The following is a 17,894-nucleotide window of genomic DNA, read 5'->3' on the forward strand; positions in this document are numbered from 1 at the left end:
TCTATATTCAAGCTACCTCTTATCTAGTAAAAGCTGCTGACACTCCACCGTCGATTGTCAGCATACAACCCGTAGTTTTCTCTGACTTGGAAGAAGCAAAAAAAGCAACGCCTTCGGCAATATCACGCGGATAAATATTAACTAGCAGCGTCGTGCGTTTACGGTAATGCTCCTCTAATTGATCCGGCTCAATCCCGTAAGCAGCCGCCCGTTCATTACGCCAGTTCGAATTCCAGATGGCTGATCCCTGTAAAATTGCATCGGGCAGAATCGTATTGGCACGGATGCCAAACTCTCCGCCTTCAGCTGCTATACAGCGGGCCAGATGGGCTTCGAGCGCCTTGGCAGAACTGTAAGCCGAGACGCTTTTTCCTGCAAAAATAGAATTTTTGGAGCCGATGAACACCATGCTGCCACCGATTTTTTGCTCCTTCATCACCTTAAAAGCTTCGCGCGCAACGAGGAAATATCCTGTGCCCAGTACAGAAATATTCAAGTTCCACTCTTTTAATGAAGTCTCATCAAACGGACTGGAGGTTGCAAGCCCAGCATTATTAACGATAATGTCGACCCCGCCATAAAAAAGTGCTGTCTCCGCATAAGCCGCGCTTACCTGCTCTTCCTGAGTTACGTCCATTTTAACGGCGAATGCACGATTTTCACCATACTTAGCGTTAATCTCTTCTGCTACTTTTTGTGCACCCTCCAGATTGAGGTCTGCCAATACAACATGCGCTCCTTCTGATACTAAACGACGAGCCGTCTCACTCCCAATTCCCCCGGCACCACCTGTAATAAAGGCAACTTGACGGGAGAACTCCGCTTCTGCCGGAGCCAGTGATAATTTATATAATTCCAGGGGCCAATATTCCACATTGTACGATTCATTCTCACTAAGAGAGACGAAATCTCCCAGCGCAGTAGCTCCGCGCATAACAGCAATCGCCCGGTGATACAAGGCTCCGCTGATCTTAGCATTGCTCCAGCTTTTACCTGTGTTGATCATGCCCACGCCAGGGATCAGGATCACACGTGGCGCAGCCTCGAACATTACATCGCCCTCATGTTTATTACGGTCGAAGTATGCTTTGTACTGCTCCTTATAAGCGCTAATCGCTTCGCTCAGCTTCGCCTTCAAGCCATCGATATCATTGGTGTTTGGCTCCCACGCAACAAAAAGCGGCTTCATTTTGGTATGTACCAAATGATCCGGACAAGCTGCGCCTACATCAGATAACTTCTCCGAGTCAGCCCCTCCTACGAAACGCAGCACATCCTCCGCATCGTCGAAGGTCAAAATCATTTTACGCTCATCGCTGACTGCGCCTCTGATCAGTGGCATCACTGCGGCCGCTACAGCCCGTCGCTCTGCTTCTGGAAGTGCTTCTGATTTGCGGCCGCCAAATAGGTTCTGATCTTCAATTCTTTCTTCAATATAACTTTCCGCTTCGTTAATTATGGAGATTGTTTTGTCATAACAAGATTCAGGTGTATCCCCCCAAGTCACGAGACCGTGTTTCTCCATCAGCACTAATTCAGCTTTCGGGTTTGCGAGCACACCTTCGGCAATCATTTTGGATAAAGTAAAGCCTGGACGGATGTAAGGCACCCATACGAAACGATCCCCATAAATCTCACGGGCAATTTCCTTACCGTTATGAGCGCAGCATAGGCTGATAATGGCATCTGGATGCGTATGATCCACATGCTTGAAAGGTAAAAATGCATGCAGCAACGTTTCGATAGAAGCACGCGGATGTTTAGGATCAATCATACAATTTGCGAGATAAGCTACCATTTCTTCATCTGGCATTTCATCACGTTCAAATAACGGGGCAATATCCTGAAGCCTTAGTCCGGTAAAATTGCCTGCTTTCATCGTAGCGAGGTCAGAGCCGCTGCCCTTCACCCACATTACTTCTACCTCACGCCCGCGAAAATCCAATTCTATCGTTTTGCTGGAGGTATTCCCTCCGCCAAAGTTACAGACTCTGCGATCTTCGCCCAGCAGATTAGAGCGGAACACTAATGCATCCAATCCCCCGTTTAATTTCGTTTCCCGAGATGAATCCCATAAGTTTTGTACCATTTGTGAATACCTCCGTTTTTGAATGTTTGTTTTTTTGTTTATTTTTGTTTGTTTTGATTTTAAACTATTTGTTTGTGTTTGAATAGAGCGCTTTCAACAAAAATTTAAATTATTTTCACATTTTAGACGAATCTCTATTGGATGAACTACAATAACCTCGCGAATAACAAAAAAGAGCTGCCTCTTGGCAACTCCTCCCCTATTGTTCACACCAGCTTAAAGGGTGATCCAGTAGTTACATTTTTCATTCTCAATACCATGTAGTATTCCTTTGTTCGCTTCAATAACCTTTCTCGAAAATATATTGTCCGGCTCACAAGTCAGCATGACCTTATCAATCCCCATGTCCGCAGCTTTCTTTAACAGCTCTGCCAAAAAAATCGTACCATAACCTTTTCCTCTCTCACTGGGTCTGATACTATAGCCAATGTGTCCACCTGACTTCCTCAATTGATCATTTAAGGAATGTCTTAATTTTCCGACACCAACGGGATAGGAGTCAATCAGTAGCCAGTAGTTGGTCTGTGCTACATACTGTGGTGGAAGATTATCACCTTGTGAAAGTGCTATCCTCTCCCGGATGAAATCAGGAAATTGACTGAAAGCCAGATCAAATCCATTGTTGACGAATCCATTTTCCCCCGGACCTATCTCCACAATCATCTCAAAAATATCGCGTCCATCTGAAATGCTAGCTTCCTTTAGCTCAACAAGCATAATAATCCCCCCCTAGAACGTTATTAATAACTTCCCTATCAAAAATTTACCGCAAACAAGACCGGCATGCATTATTTAATTGCACAATCTACAACTAAAATGTACTTCAATGCTCACGCCTAATGTGTTAAGTGTACTTTGTGCAATTAAATTCGCCCAATTTAGCTAAATCAGCTAATTACGAGAGATATAGTTGTACAAAGTACATCTATATCACCGAAGTGAGAGTAAAGTAGCAATTTAGTTGTATGAAATACACTTATCTGGCTCCTAGTGACTACTAGGTGATCAAGCAACAGGTATCTAAACTAATCTATCTAATCTAATCACCATCTACTCACCCTCTAATCACCTTCTGCTCCCCCACTTTTCACAGGAATGTTTCTATTTCTCGCCCCTCCTTCCGCACTCTCGTAGTATACTTATTGGAATAAGATACAGATGTTGTATTTTTCACTAAGGAGGTTTGTGATGGTAAATAGCTTTAAGAATGCCAAGGCGAAAGAACAAGTGTGGCAGTCCTACCAACAGCTAGTTGATCAGTGGCCTATTCCTCTTGAAGAACTCGATCTCCCAACCACATATGGGCTGACGCATTGTATCCTTACCGGGCAAAAGAGTAATCCCCCCTTATTTCTATTTCATGGCGTTGGTGATAACTCGGCGGTCATGTGGCTCCTTAACATCGAGGAATTATCGCGGCATTTTTACTGCATCGCTATTGATACTCTGGGCGGACCCGGAAAAAGCATTCCTAATGCGTACTTTAATAAACAAAAGTTTGAGCAGGTGGAATGGATTAATGAAATAGCCAAACATCTGAGCATAGACGTCTTTAATATTGCAGGGGTGTCAAATGGCGCCTATATTGCTTTTAATTATGCGACCAAGCAACCGGACAAAGTGAACCGTGTGATTTGTTTGGAAGGCGGAATGGTCACCACACCAATCAAAGCCATGCTGCAAACGCTAATGATGATGTTCCCAGAGATTCTGGTTCCCACGGATCGCAATTTACTGAAAGTGCTGAAGAAGTTAAGTGCGCCTGACTCCCCTTTATTTGACAATCACCCAGAAGTAGCTGCTCATCTAATCCTTTTAATGCGCACTCATAATCAACAAGCTATGTTTGTTCATAAGCTTCAAAAATACGATAGAAACGCCGCAGTTGCCGTCAGAGATAAGCTCTATTTTTTAGTAGGAGAACACGCATTAAAACAATCAAAGGATTTCATAGATATTTTAGAGGACGGAAAGTTTCATTACCAAGTCATCCCCCGTGCGGGACACGGCATTAATCATGAGCAACCGGATAGAGTCAACACTGAAATCATCAATTTCCTGACCGGCGATAATGATAAATCACTTGCATCCTTATGAAAGCGTTACTATTATGAAGGTTATTACTCATACTTACTCTATTAAAGGAGAGGTTACCCATCAGATACGGAACTCTAGCCCACACATTTGGCTGCCTGCCGCTCAAGTCGTTAACTGCAACCCTTCAGAATTATGATATCGATTTTGTTCAGCTTGCATTATCCAAAGCCATTCAGGACATCGACACTTCTACCGGTAAACTAAGTCCAGGTCTTGCCAGCTATATTGGCGAACAATTTGATAAAGCAGGAATACGTATCGGTGTTTTGGGCTGTTACATCAACCCTGTTCATCCGGATCCTGTCATCCGGAGAGCTGAGATCAATCGTTTTAAAGAGCATCTTCGTTATGCCCGCCAATTCGGCGCACCTATGGTGGCAACAGAGACCGGTGCGCTGACTACTTTTCAAGCACAAGATCCGGTCCATTACGAAGCTATCGGCTGGGATACGTTAAGGGCAACTATAGAAGAACTTGCAGAGGAAGCTGAAAAATGGGGCGTTTTTCTAGGACTAGAAGGGGTCTGCACACATACACTTTCTACACCAGACAAGATGCGCCGCATCTTAGATGAAGTCCCATCAAGCTGTATAGGTGTTGTATTGGACCCTTGTAATTTTATTGGCACGGCTGCGCATTTGCAGGATCAAATTGTCGATGATTCCTTCAGATTATTCGGCGATCGTATCATTCTGGCGCATTTAAAAGATATCTATCAAGATGGTGAAAAAGCATACCACGGAAAAGCAGGCAGCGGATTATTCCATACCGAAGCTTTCCTGCGCAAACTCCAAGAATATAAGCCAATGATCGATGTGTCATTAGAAGATATCAAGGATCTGGAGGTTAATGATACAGTTGCTTTACTGAAGAAGCTTGCTCCTATAACACAATAAAAACCCACTTCTGAGGATAGGTGTTAGCAGCAGCTGCGCATCTATCCCAGCTTTATCTATGCTCAAAAATAGTGTTTCCAGTTATTGAGCAGATGATCATCCTCTGCCTGCAGCAATTTGGAGGCATATACGATTTGACCTGTATGATAGGAATAATGTTCTACCGCTCCGATCATAATCTTTTGAATACTCCAAGTATAATTCTCCATTCCAGCCCCCTCAGGGAAACTAATGGTGACCTCCCGTTCTAGATCAGCCTTCGTCAAATTGCCCACCACCTCACGGCTTTCTTCCCTGACCTTCAGCATATACTGCAATAATTCCTGTGATGAATAACCGCCTCTGGTCAAAAATTTGCTCCACATACCCCAAGGATTGATCGAGCCTTCTCATACATTCGATAATGATTTCACTCATACTAATCCCTCTTCCTTCTACTTTTGTTTGTAAACTTGTTAAATGGTACTTTTCTATAGGAGCTGAATAAAATAAGAAACATAACGATTGAATCATATTGTTTCACTATTACAGCTCTAACTTGGAAGGGACGGGATTATCAATGAGATTCACATTCCCTATTCTGACCTTATCTCATGGCGGAGCACAACGTATGCTGGTAGAGCTCACCAATGGGCTGACAGATTTGGGCCATCAGGTCAACCTCCTCTTGCCTGTGGATGGCGCTATTTCTTATGATGTGCGCGCAAACGTAATCCGCTCCTCACATATGAATATTCACGAGCATGACTTTCCTCCCGGAGACGTCATTGTTTCTAATTATTATACAACTGTCCCCATCGCCCAAGCAGCAAGCAAACAAGGAAAAGGGGTTCATGTACGTTTATCTTTATGTTATGAGCCTCCTTTTTTACCGGATAACGGACGCTCCTTCCCCTCCTATCACATCACTGAGCATCTAATCGTTTTATCACGTTGGCAGCAGGAGCTGATCTTTTTAAATCATGGCATCACCGGCAGTATCGTGCCCATTGGCATTAGCTCCTCTTTTAAAAATATGAATATCCGTCACAGTCTTCAAGAGCCTTTAAACATAACAGCTATATTAAGAAAAACAGAACGCGGTTTCTCCTGGCACCGCGAGCAAGATTACCTTATAGAACAGCTGGATTACGTAAAAAGCCAATATCCCGATGTAAATATTAACTTCATCAGTCCGCCTGACGAGTTCAACACCTCAGAAATTCTCCAAAGAATGAAAGCTACTGGCAAATATCGGTTCTTTACGCCAGCAAATGATGAGGAGCTCTGCTATCACTATAACGGTGCGGATATTTTTGTTAGCTCAAGTATTTTTGATACAGGTTCTTTACCGGGACTTGAGGCCATGCGTTGTGGAGCAGCGTTAGTCTGTGTATATTCGGGTGGGAATATGGAATACGCCCATCACAAGAAAAACTGTTTGCTCTCTTATCGATATGAGAACCGGCTCGGTGAAGATGTCATCCGCTTAATACGTGATCCCAACTTAAGAACTAAATTAGCGGAGCAGGGGGAAAGATATTCGCGCAAATGGACTTGGGAAAATAGTGTCAGATTATTTGAACAAGCGATCACAGATTTATTATAAAAATATAAAAAAGCAAGTCTCCGATGGCTGAGATTTGCTTTTTTATTGATCCAAAAGAATCATTGACTAGAGAAATAATACAAGATATTATGTAAGCGTTATCAATTGCAAAATAATGAAACACTTTAGGGAAATCTAAACTAAAAGGAGAAGGAATATGGCGAAAAAAGGTAGGCAAGGTTATCGGTTGTTATTGTTGTCTTTTTTAATGCTTTTTACAACTGTTTTCTCAGGAGGATCGCAAGCTTATGCAGCAACCTGGAATCTGACTGGAGATACCAACGTACACGACCCTTCATATATCAAAGAGGGGAACACACATTGGGTATTCAGCACGGGATCAGGTCTCCAAGTGATGTTTTCAAACGATGGAACTAACTATATTCGCTCCCTCCCGATTTATACCTCGAAACCCTCCTGGTGGAGCTCTTACGTTCCCAATCAAGAAGGGCTAGATGTATGGGCCCCAGAAATTTTCTACTATAACGGTACCTATTACCTCTATTATTCTATCTCCACATTCGGCTCTAGAGTGTCTGCTATTGGTTTAGTAACTACTAAATCGATCTCCGGGGGAAAATGGACGGACCAAGGTGTCGTTATCTCGTCTAATGACGCCTCCAATTATAACGCCATTGATCCTAACATTACGGCAGATGCTAACGGAAACCTATGGATGACCTTCGGTTCCTGGAGCAACGGGATTTACATTACCTCCATCAACAAAACAACCATGAAGCCAACGGGCAACTCGTATCGCATTGCGACTAAATCCGGGGGGATTGAAGGCTCCAGCATGGTTTACAATCCAAACACCGGATATTATTATCTATTCGTATCCATTGGCCAATGCTGCTCAGGCGTAAACAGCACCTATAAAATTGCAGTGGGACGCTCAACCAGCGTACTGGGGCCTTTCTATGCGAAGGACGGTACCGATATGAAAAATGGCGGGGCTACGGTCATCGATAGCGGCAACAGTTTTTGGGCGGGTCCTGGTGGACAGGATATATACGGAACCAACGTTATCGTCCGCCATGCTTACAGTGTCGCTGAGAATGGCGCACCCAAATTGTTAATCAGTGATCTCGAATGGGATTCTGCTGGCTGGCCTTACTATAATTAACGTCTAATCGAGAGTTGCCCCGAAGTCCTACTCTGTGATTTATGGGGCAGCTTCTTTTTACTGATAAACCTTCTACTCTCTCTTTCGATAGATACCTGGCGAGACACCATAACGCTCCCGAAACACCCTGTGAAAATAGGTGTAACTTCCAAACCCCGTCTCCTCTGCTATACGCTCTAAGGTGTAATTGGTATTGTCCATTAATCTCAGTGCCATCGCAAGCCGGATTTGCCCCGCATATTGCATAATAGAATAACCGAATTGGATCTTGAATAAATGTACGGCCCTTGTCACACTAATTCCAGCATGAGCAGCTACGTCCTTTAGTCTGATCTCTGAAGTAGCATGCTCCTCCACATAACTCTTCATTTTAAGTCCGTGTAGAAGCGAAGCCGAAGATGATGCAGGTGCCTCTTCCATAGCCCGATCTAACAACAAACATAAAGCTTTAAATAGTGCTTCAAGTATTTCAGGGCTACCCCCGTCTAGTCTTCTATTCTCCAGATCAAGCTGTTGCCATATACTTTGCAGCTTACCATCATCCGCAATTCTAACCTTTTTGGGTCGCTCACGCAGGTTCCACCAGTGGTCCACCCATTCCCCTGTACACATTACAAAATAGTCCACACTATGTCCCAAAGGACTTTTCTTTTCACCGATTCTCAGATCATATATATCGTAGGGCTTAAATAACAATAGATCCCCCGGCACTACGGCAGTCATTTCTCCATCGATGAGGACTTCACATTCCCCTTCTGCTTGCAGCCTGATGATATAGGTATCCAACCCACTGCGATATAGTTGCCGAAAAGGCTGAGTATGGCGGATAAATCCACACAGACTAATTTGAACGCTGTTTGTTTCCATCGCATATGCTCCTCATTCTATAATAGTCGATGACCAGATTGTTGAGGTTCTTAGCCATATAGTTTCTTCAAAGTGCAGTGAATCTCCTTCTATAATAAAGACAGAATTCATATGTAGGAGGTTATCAAGCATTATGAGTAAAACTATTCGCGTCATTCAAACCGCTAAAGAAACCACGGATCGTTTAACAGAAAAGGACCCTCTGATTTTCCTTCCCGATACGTCAGGAGTCGAATCAGAGCTAATCAATATCTATGATGATCTGGAGTATCAAGAAATTGAAGGCTTTGGTGGAGCTCTTACGGAGTCCTCTGCCGTTACTATCGCTAAGCTTAGTGCAGCTAAACAAAAAGAAATCATCGACGCTTATTTTCATCCTGAGCACGGCATTGGATATACCCTTTGCCGCTCACATATCCAAAGCTGCGACTTCTCACTGGGCAACTATGCTTATGTAGAGGAAGGCGATGCGGAGCTACGTTCGTTCGATATTTCCAGAGATCACGAGTCGGTTATCCCCCTCATAAAAAATGCTGCCGCAGCAGTAGGTGAAGATTTCCGTCTGTTCTCTTCCCCATGGAGTCCTCCAGCGTTCATGAAGACTAACGGGCAAATGAACGGAGGCGGAGCTCTTAAGCCTGAATATCGTAAGGCTTGGGCTAACATGTTCATTAAATATATTGAGGCGTACACTGCAGAAGGGATTGATATCTGGGCTGTCAGTGTTCAGAATGAAGCCAAAGCTGTACAAAGATGGGATTCCTGCCTGTATACCGCCGAAGAAGAAAAGGATTTTGTGCGTGACTACTTGGGACCTGCTCTGGAACAAGCGGGCTTGGGCCATGTAAAGGTTATGATCTGGGATCATAATAAAGAACGGGTGTATGACCGTGCTAAGGTTGCTTTTGAAGATCAAGCAGCGTCCAAATACATATGGGGAATCTGCTTTCACTGGTATTCCGGTGATCACTTCGAAGCCCTCTCTGCCGTTCATGATCGTTTCCCAGATAAAAAGCTGTTCTTCAGCGAAGGCTGCCAAGAAGGTGGCGTTCATCTCGGCTCATGGAACACCGGTGAACGTTACGGACATGATATCATTGGCAATCTGAACAACTGGATGTCGAGCTGGACGGACTGGAACATTGTCTTGGATGAGCAAGGTGGACCTAACCATGTAGGAAATTACTGCGATGCTCCAATTATCGGAGATACCAAAAACGATGAAATTACTTTTGAGAGCTCTTTCTATTACATCGGGCACTTCAGTAAATATATTCGACCGGGTGCTAAACGTATTGGTTTCTCTAAATATACAGATAAGCTTGAAACAACAGCTTTCCGCAACCCTGATGGCACTATTGCTGTTATCGTTATGAACCGCACAGAGCAAGAGCTTCCATTCACCCTGCGCTTCCATGACGAACTGGCTGAGAACATGATTCCGGCTCATGCCATTCAAACCCTGCTAATTAAGTAGAAGCGGTTCATTCCTAATAAAAAAGAGGTTCTCTTTATGATATGCTCCCCATATAGTAGACAGGTGAAATAATAAAAACCTGTCGCTGTATGGGGAGCATTTTTATGGAACAAAAAAAGTATACAGCACTGGAAAAGTTAACGATTCTCCAAGAAATTGAACGGGGCGACATTGGTTTGAAAGCTGCGGTACTCGGAAGTATGGAATATCCAAAAACTCTATAGTGAAGTGGCGGCAACGTTATCAATTGTATGGATACGAAGGGCTGGAAGTCCGAAGCTACAATCGTACGTATTCTGCAGAACTTAAACTCTATGCCGTTAAGGATTATCTCGAGGGAGGATTGTCGCAAAACCAAATCATCTGCAAGTATAAGATTGCAAGTGCAACCCAACTCGCCAACTGGATTAGGAAGTATAATGGTCATAGCAACAGCTTAACAGCTCATTCAGGAGGAACTAAAGCTATGACCAAAGGACGCGTAACCACTTGGCAGGAACGGATAAATATCGTGCTGTACTGCCTTTCGAACGGAGAAGACTATGCGAAGGCGGCAAGCCATTTTCACGTGTCTTACCAACAAGTATATAGCTGGGTAAAGAAGTACGAAGCAGGTGGTGAAGAGGCATTACGAGACGGTAGAGGACGCACCAAAGCGCCTGAAGAACTTACGGAAGCAGATCGCCACAAACTCGCGATGCAAAAGCTGGAATACGAGAATGCACGCCTGCGTGCGGAGAATGCTTTTCTAAAAAAGTTAGAGGAACTCGAAAAGAGGAGGCGTTAAGAACCATTCGCCAGGTGAATATCTACCTGGTAAATTCAGGCTGTTCAGCAGGAACAGTCTTGCTCCATTCGGCTTTTGTGTGACATCGCAGGGATTTCACGGTCAAGTTATTACAAATGGTTGAATCGCAAACCCAGTTTTCGAGAGGCTGACAACGAGAAACTGACAGAGAGTATGCTCCTCTTGTATGAGAAGGTGGAACGAACCTTTGGGTATCGCCAATTGACCCTGCATTTGCGCAGACAAATGGATAAATCTATTAACGCAAAGCGAGTGTACCGGCTGATGAGATGCCAAGGTATCCAGTCAGTCATCCGCAGAAAGAGAAAGAAGTATGTAGGCTCCACGCCTCAGCAGGTTGCAGAGAATGTGCTGAACCGTAATTTTGAGGCTGAAGCTCCAAACCAAAAATGGGTAACGGATGTAACGGAATTCAAATACGGCAACGGCAAGAAGGCGTATTTAAGTGCAATAAAAGATCTGTATGACAAGTCCATTGTTGCTTACGTTCTGGGTCATTCCAATAATAATTCGCTAGTTTTTAACACACTGGAATTAGCTTTGCAGGCAGCACCGGAGAGCCGAACCTTACTCCATAGCGACCGTGGTTTCCAGTATACCTCTCTGCATTTTAAGAAGATGCTGGACGATGCAGAACTGAAGCAAAGCATGTCCCGAGTAGGCTGCTGCATTGACAATTCGCCGATGGAATCCTTCGGGAACATTGAAATGTGAGAAGTACTACTTACATACCTACCAGACCTTTGAAGAACTCCAAACAGATATTGATACCTACATTCACTTTTATAATAACGAACGGTTACAGGCAAAACTAAACGGTACCAGTCCCATTGAATTTAGGACTAAAGTACGCTTAAACTACTTTTATTTTTTGTGCTGTCTACTTGACGGGGTGCAGTTCATTATGCCAGCGCACAGAGAGAACCTCCTTTTTTATTAAATTAAATGAAATAGTGCTTAAAGTCTTGCCGATAGTATTTCACATAACGCTCCATACAGTGTATGTTCAAGATCCAACGAGGCAAGAGAAGCCAGGGCCGCCATCGGCGTTACTGCTGCTTTGACTACATGGTAAATTTGCTCTTTCAATTGGAAAAGAATTTGCGCACGGTTCAGAAGGCTGAACACCTCATCATCTACGGAATTCACCGCAATCCGGGCATCTGTGAACGTTACCTCCAAGGAATGCTCTACCGCTTGATCCGAGATCATGATCGTAAGCGTATGTGTAGCCTCATCATAGTCTATGTTTGCTTCGATTTCTGTGCCGCCAGCGAATACCTGTACCTTCGTATCAGCAAAACCGACAAAGGACAACTTCCATGATCGCCGCTCAGGCACAACCTTTGTATTTCCCTGAGCAGAGAGAATCTTGAAGCTGGCTCTATCCCCCATTTCCAGGATCATTTCTGTATCACACCATTGATCGTCCTGATCCTCCGCAGTATCGCCCTCATCCTCCCAGAGATGAAAATGACCCCTTCCTCCCGCAAATACACGGACCTCCATATGCCTCGGATTATCCACTGAAGAGGTGAATTGCGTCAGATCTGCCATGGGCACAATAGCACCTGCTTTAGCTAATACAGGGATATTCTCAAGATTGCGATAAAGAGAAAGCTTTCTGCCACCGTCGTACACTCTTCCGTTAAAAAAATCTATCCAAATCCCTTCAGGTAACCAAGCCTTAAATTCGGCAACGCCTACCTTTGGATTGACCGGCTGTGTAATCGGACAGGCAATAAGTTCCGTTCCGAAATAATATTCATTGGGCACTTCATAGGCTTCATTCGACAACGCATGATGATAATACATCGGTCGGATTAGCGGAAGACTATCGCGGCTGGCATAGCGATTCATCGTGTACAGATAGGGAAGTAAACTATGCCGCAAACGCAGGCAATCCTTCATCACATCTTCCGCAATCTTATTGAATCGCCATGGCTCCTTGCTGTTAAAGGCACTAGCAGAACTATGTAACCGCAGAATAGGCGAAAACACACCGAATTGCACCCAGCGCATTGCCAACTCATCGTCTAAATAACCATTCATATGGCCCCCGATATCATGGCTCCACCAACCATATCCCACGTTAGCGGCGTTGGCTGTGAAGTATGGCTGGAAATCCAGCGACTCCCAAGTGACAATGGTATCTCCAGAGAAGCCCACAGGATAACGATGGCTGCCAAGACCTGCATAACGTGAGAAAGTAATCTGCCGGTTGCCTCGCCGGCCGCTATCCAGATAGTGATAATGGTTCAGCATCCAAAGCGGATCTAGTCCCGGTACTTTAGTCACTCCACCCTGCTGCCAATCAATCCACCAGAAGTCCACACCTTCATTCTCTAGCGGATGATGCAGAAACTTAAAGTATGCTCGCAAAAAATTCGGATCCGTAATATCAAATTCTACAGCATCACCCTTTTCCGGGTCCATACCCATCTCCGCAGCAATGGCTAGATAAGGATCTTCAAACGCCCGTACACCGTCTGCTGGATGTACGTTGAGCGTTACTCGAAGTCCTTTTTCATGCAGCCATGCCAAAAATCTTTGAGGCTCCGGAAACAGTTCCCGGTTCCAGGTATAACCCGTCCAACCACTGCCGTACTGCGGATCAATATCGACGAGATGCCAATCCATATCTATAACAGCGACGGAAAACGGAATTCGCTCGAGCTCAAACCGCTCCATTAGCGCTTTGTATTCTTCTTCTGAATATCGGTAATAACGGCTCCACCAGTTGCCAAGGGCATAACGTGGCAATAGGGGCGTACGACCGCAAAGGTGATAGAAATCCTTCAAGCAGTGCAAATAATCATGACCGTATCCAAAAAAATAAACATCGAGGCCAGCCAACGCCCGTAGCTCTACCCGTCCATCCTCTTCCAGTACTAGGGAGGTGCTATCATCAACTAACGTATACCCGGCACGTGAGAGTAGTCCGTGCTCCAGCGGAATGGCACCATCTGCATTATCCAGTGTACGTGCTGTCCCTCCCAAATCTTGGACTGTATCTCCATAATTCCAGACACTCATTAAATGACCCGCTTCGTTTCTCACCCGAATACTGAGACCATGCCGGGAGAAAGGCTGTTTGTCATAAGTTAAATGCAGGCGCTTCGTAATCAACTCAAGTTTATTCCCCAGATCCATTACGCGGAACTCTGGAACCGGAAAATTGCGATTCACAACGGTCTGTGACGCCCGATCTTCGAAATAACCTTCCTCACTATATTCCATCCGGATAAGCTCCGGAGTTAAGACAGTGAACCGATAGCACTCCCCCTGAATAATCGCATCAGCATTACTGCCTGGTTCAGAACGCAGCTTTAATTGGGTCGCCAAAGGGGTTGGCTCTTTCATCGTATTTCCCATCAAGTAAAAACCTCATTTCTTTTTATTCAACACCCATATAACGGCTGAAAGCATCTGTCCGAATTTTCACCATCTTTTCGAGGCCCATCCCCCGCAGCTGCTTCACATAATCATCCCACTGCTCGTCAATATCACCTGAGATTATAAATTGAGCACGCATTGTATTGACGTAACTGTCAATATCGGTGGTCAAGGTCGGCAGCTCCTGAAACTCTTCTGCAGTGTACATTACGTTAGGGAAAGGTGGTGTTGTGTAGTCACTTCCCAGCTTATCGAGTTGTAGCTTCAGTCCATCTCCGGTTTTAGGATTTAGAAAGATGGTCTTTTCAAAAGCTGGGCTCACATATTTCGGCCCGAAATCCCGGAGTGACTGTTCCCAATACCAAGCATCCGCACTGGTGCCGGTTGGAGGGTCCATCAATGTATACGTACCGTTGTCATTTTTCTTAATCACCGTTCCAATGGCACCCCAGAAATTCTGAATGCTGGCTTCATTGGTATAGAACTGATCCGCCCAGCGTGCAGCAATTTCTGGATACTTGCAGGATGTGGTGATCAACAGCTCGTTGCGTTCCAGATTCATCCCATACGGGTTCCCAACGGTGTAGCGCTTCCCGTCTGGTCCAGCAATTGGCGGAATGGTCACATATTGATCACTCCATTTGCCAAACATAGCGTCTGGCGTCCACTGATAAGAGAAGCCTACGATTGGGGCATCCGGATTTAGAAACTTTGCCGATCTCATCGTTTCGTCTTGAGTGAATACCTCTTTATCAAGTAATCCGTCTTTAAACAATTTGCTCTCCCATTTGAGCCCTTCTTTGTACTCTTCTGAAATCGGGTAATAAACCGCATTTCCGTCCTTGACCACCATGAAGTTATTATTCAAATCTGCGATTCCGAAGGGACTGATTAGATCATTACTTAATTCGATAAAAGGAATCTCATCCTGTTTTCCGTTTCCATTCGGATCTTGTTCTTTGAATGCTTTTAGCACGTTATAAAGATCGTCTATCGTATCCGGTACCTTCAAACCCAATTTGTCCAGCCAGGTTTTGTTAATCACAGGCTGACGAGAGCTTTTAGGACGTGAGGGTAATCTTGCAGGCAGCGAGTAGATTTTCCCGTCAGGAAAGGTGCTGATTTTTTTCATTTCCGGTGTTTCTTCCATAGCTGCTTTGAGATTAGGCATGTTGTGCTCAATATAGTCATCTAACGGCCGAAATAAGCTTAAATTATTGACGATATCCGCATCTCCGAAGGTCTGACTCCCTAAAATGATATCTGGAAGTGTGCCGCTGGCCAGCATAATAGACTTCCGTTCACTCCAATCATTGGAGGACATCACCTGCCACTCGATTTTGACATTCGTGTTCTTCTCCAAGTCCTTGAGCCATTGATTCTCGGTAAAAGAATCTCCCATGCTGACCCACCGGACAGTGAGTACTTTCAGCGTCACCGGCTTATCCACTATCGGCAATCCTTCTTTGTTAAATTCACCCGGTTCAGGTTCAACAGAATTAATCCCACTGTCCCCTTTACAAGCTGTAAGGCTAGCAAGCAACGTTGTCACTAAAAGAATGACGGTGATTGTTCTATATATCCTGTTTTTTTGTTGCTTTTTCATAACGTTCTTGCTCCCTTACGAATGTTAGTAGAATAGCTGAATGTACTATTCCTTCACTGCGCCGATCATTACCCCTTGGTTAAAGTATTTTTGTACAAAAGGGTACACGCACATGATCGGAACCGTTGCCACGATAATAACAGAATACCGCATCATATTGGCGAGTCGTAGTGCGATTTGCGCAGCTTCCCCGGTTCCCATCCCCGACTGCATCTGATTGGTAATCAAAATATTTCGCAGGATCAGCTGCAAAGGATACATATTAGGATTTTTCAGATAGATCAAGGCATTAAAATATGAATTCCAGTAACCAACGGCGATCCATAGACCCAGCACGGCAATAATCGCCTTCGACAGTGGTAAAACGATCTGTAGAAAATAACGAAGATTTCCACAACCATCGATCTGTGCAGCTTCCCATAAATCTCCCGGAATACTCGACTGAAAAAAGGTTCGGGCAACGATTATGTTAAACACACCAACGGAGAAAGGCAGTACCATCACCAGAAATGTATCGTACAGATGGAAATCACGGATCGTTAGAAAAGTCGGAATTAACCCCCCATTAAAAAACATCGTAAAGATGAAAAACAGGGAAAGATATTTTCGTCCCACAAGATCCTTTCTGGACAACGCATAGGCCGCAGAAATATTTACAATTAAACCGATTGCCGTCCCTACCACCGTATACATGATGGTATTCCAGTAACCGATCCAAATATTTTCATGACGCAGCAGCTCTTTGTAACCATCGAAGGTGAACCCTTTAGGAAATAACCAAACCTGCCCCCCCGCCACCGCGGAAGGATCACTGAACGAAGCAATGACGATAAAATACAGCGGATAGATCAGGATAATTAGAAAAAGTGCTGATATAACATACATCACTATTTCCATTATAGTATCCGAAGAACGATTCTTCTTTATTTTCCCCACATTCCCTTTAGTAACTGTCTCTAAACCTCCCATTTCAATTCTCCTCCCTTCTACCACAAGCTATTTTCGCTTAGTTTTTTAGATATCTGATTGACCATGATCAATAAAATAAAATTAATAACGGTGTTGAATAGGTTGATCGCCGAGGAAAAGCTGTATTGACTGCTGAGCAAGCCAATTTTGTAGACATAAGTAGAAAGAATTTCACTTGAAGTGATGTTCAAGTCATTTTGCATTAAGTACACTTTTTCAAACCCAACCCCAAGCAATCCACCAACCCGCAAAATAAGCAAGGTTATCGCGGTTGGCATCAGCATCGGAATATCGATATAACGAATTTTATGCATCCGGCTTGCTCCGTCTACGGTTGCCGCCTCGTACAAGCTAGGATCAACTGCGGAGAGCGCAGCGATAAAGATAATGCTGTCCCAGCCGACATGCTGCCACACATCCGACCAAACATACACACTGCTGAATAATCCAGCGGAGCCAATCAGATCAGGAGCCTCTTTACCAAAAAGACTATATATATTGCCCAGCAGTCCGGTGCTAGGTGAGAACAAAATCATCATTAAACCCACCATTACTACCGTGGAGATAAAGTGCGGCATATAGGACACCGTCTGGAAAAAACGTCTAAACCGGTTAGGTCTCATCTGGTTAACCATCAACGCCAGTATAATTGGAATCGGAAAGGTAATCAGACTGTACACACTGATGATCAATGTGTTTTTAATCGTTGATGAAAATTGATAGGAATGAAAGAATTTCTCGAAGTATTTGAATCCAGCCCATGGGCTGCCCCCAATTCCCAACGCCGGACTATAATCCTTGAAGGCAATCAGCACCCCGTACATTGGCTTGTACGCGAATAATAACGTCAGAACTACAGCAGGAAAAAGCAATAGATAGAGACCCCAATTTTGTTTGATTTGTCCGAATTTCCGCCCGAAATGAAGTGGACCAGATTTCATGACATCCCCTCCTTATTTAAAATAGAGAATGCTA

The 17,894-nt window shown here is 44.3% G+C and carries 14 protein-coding genes and 1 pseudogene; 6 read left to right on the forward strand and 9 right to left on the reverse strand.

Features of this window, described 5'->3' with window-relative positions:
* Positions 1 to 19 precede the first annotated feature (19 nt).
* Both NST45_RS16050 and NST45_RS16055 read right to left on the reverse strand, forming a co-directional pair.
* Positions 20 to 2,089, reverse strand: a complete 2,070-nt coding sequence (locus tag NST45_RS16050) for a bifunctional aldolase/short-chain dehydrogenase (protein ID WP_076214446.1) — start codon at positions 2,087 to 2,089, stop codon at positions 20 to 22.
* Between the two features lie 216 nt (positions 2,090 to 2,305).
* A complete protein-coding gene (locus tag NST45_RS16055) occupies positions 2,306 to 2,806 on the reverse strand; it encodes a GNAT family N-acetyltransferase (protein ID WP_036689764.1) in 501 nt (166 codons plus the stop codon).
* A 471-nt stretch (positions 2,807 to 3,277) separates the two neighbouring features.
* Between NST45_RS16055 and NST45_RS16060 the strand changes: the two genes are divergently transcribed.
* Together NST45_RS16060 and NST45_RS16065 are read left to right on the forward strand one after the other, a co-directional pair.
* Positions 3,278 to 4,186, forward strand: a complete 909-nt coding sequence (locus NST45_RS16060; RefSeq protein ID WP_076100760.1) for an alpha/beta hydrolase — start codon at positions 3,278 to 3,280, stop codon at positions 4,184 to 4,186.
* 137 nt (positions 4,187 to 4,323) lie between these two features.
* Complete coding sequence (locus NST45_RS16065; RefSeq protein WP_326046807.1) at positions 4,324 to 5,082, forward strand: sugar phosphate isomerase/epimerase family protein; 759 nt, start codon at positions 4,324 to 4,326, stop codon at positions 5,080 to 5,082.
* Between the two features lie 62 nt (positions 5,083 to 5,144).
* On the opposite strand, the gene NST45_RS16070 is transcribed toward NST45_RS16065, so the two are convergent.
* Positions 5,145 to 5,390, reverse strand: coding sequence for a hypothetical protein (locus NST45_RS16070; protein ID WP_339823152.1), 246 nt, complete (start codon positions 5,388 to 5,390; stop codon positions 5,145 to 5,147).
* The gene (locus tag NST45_RS16075) at positions 5,362 to 5,499 is read right to left on the reverse strand and encodes a hypothetical protein (protein ID WP_339823155.1); all 138 of its coding nucleotides are present in this window, start codon (positions 5,497 to 5,499) and stop codon (positions 5,362 to 5,364) included. Before NST45_RS16075 ends, NST45_RS16070 begins: the two co-directional genes overlap by 29 nt.
* Positions 5,500 to 5,641: 142 nt before the next feature.
* Here NST45_RS16075 and NST45_RS16080 point away from each other — a divergent pair, with 142 nt between their 5' ends.
* Both NST45_RS16080 and NST45_RS16085 read left to right on the forward strand, forming a co-directional pair.
* The gene (locus NST45_RS16080; protein ID WP_036689759.1) at positions 5,642 to 6,670 is read left to right on the forward strand and encodes a glycosyltransferase family 4 protein; all 1,029 of its coding nucleotides are present in this window, start codon (positions 5,642 to 5,644) and stop codon (positions 6,668 to 6,670) included.
* Positions 6,671 to 6,827: 157 nt separating this feature from the next.
* Entirely contained in the window at positions 6,828 to 7,796 is a 969-nt protein-coding gene (locus NST45_RS16085; protein WP_036689758.1) for a glycoside hydrolase family 43 protein, read from the forward strand.
* Between the two features lie 72 nt (positions 7,797 to 7,868).
* On the opposite strand, the gene NST45_RS16090 is transcribed toward NST45_RS16085, so the two are convergent.
* Positions 7,869 to 8,663, reverse strand: coding sequence for a helix-turn-helix domain-containing protein (locus NST45_RS16090; protein WP_036689756.1), 795 nt, complete (start codon positions 8,661 to 8,663; stop codon positions 7,869 to 7,871).
* Positions 8,664 to 8,796: 133 nt separating this feature from the next.
* Here NST45_RS16090 and NST45_RS16095 point away from each other — a divergent pair, with 133 nt between their 5' ends.
* Positions 8,797 to 10,140 carry a glycoside hydrolase family 30 protein gene (locus tag NST45_RS16095; protein ID WP_076214457.1) on the forward strand — a complete coding sequence of 448 codons (1,344 nt, stop codon included), beginning with the start codon at positions 8,797 to 8,799 and terminating at the stop codon, positions 10,138 to 10,140.
* Between the two features lie 104 nt (positions 10,141 to 10,244).
* Positions 10,245 to 11,795, forward strand: a pseudogene (locus tag NST45_RS16100) (IS3 family transposase); the annotation flags it as partial.
* Between the two features lie 110 nt (positions 11,796 to 11,905).
* Here NST45_RS16100 and NST45_RS16105 read toward each other — a convergent pair.
* The 4 genes from NST45_RS16105 to NST45_RS16120 are packed head-to-tail and all read right to left on the reverse strand — an operon-like array spanning position 11,906 to position 17,860.
* On the reverse strand, positions 11,906 to 14,323 hold the full coding sequence (locus NST45_RS16105; protein WP_256717914.1) for a TIM-barrel domain-containing protein: 2,418 nt from the start codon (positions 14,321 to 14,323) through the stop codon (positions 11,906 to 11,908).
* Between the two features lie 22 nt (positions 14,324 to 14,345).
* Positions 14,346 to 15,950, reverse strand: coding sequence for an extracellular solute-binding protein (locus NST45_RS16110; RefSeq protein ID WP_076100764.1), 1,605 nt, complete (start codon positions 15,948 to 15,950; stop codon positions 14,346 to 14,348).
* 45 nt (positions 15,951 to 15,995) lie between these two features.
* Positions 15,996 to 16,919 carry a carbohydrate ABC transporter permease gene (locus tag NST45_RS16115; RefSeq protein ID WP_051491641.1) on the reverse strand — a complete coding sequence of 308 codons (924 nt, stop codon included), beginning with the start codon at positions 16,917 to 16,919 and terminating at the stop codon, positions 15,996 to 15,998.
* 17 nt (positions 16,920 to 16,936) lie between these two features.
* Positions 16,937 to 17,860 (reverse strand): ABC transporter permease subunit, encoded by a 924-nt coding sequence (locus NST45_RS16120; protein ID WP_036689753.1) that lies wholly within the window; start codon positions 17,858 to 17,860, stop codon positions 16,937 to 16,939.
* Between the last annotated feature and the right edge of the window lie 34 nt (positions 17,861 to 17,894).

The sequence above is a fragment of the Paenibacillus sp. FSL R7-0163 genome (assembly GCF_037969975.1).
GTDB lineage: Bacteria > Bacillota > Bacilli > Paenibacillales > Paenibacillaceae > Paenibacillus_AQ > Paenibacillus_AQ odorifer.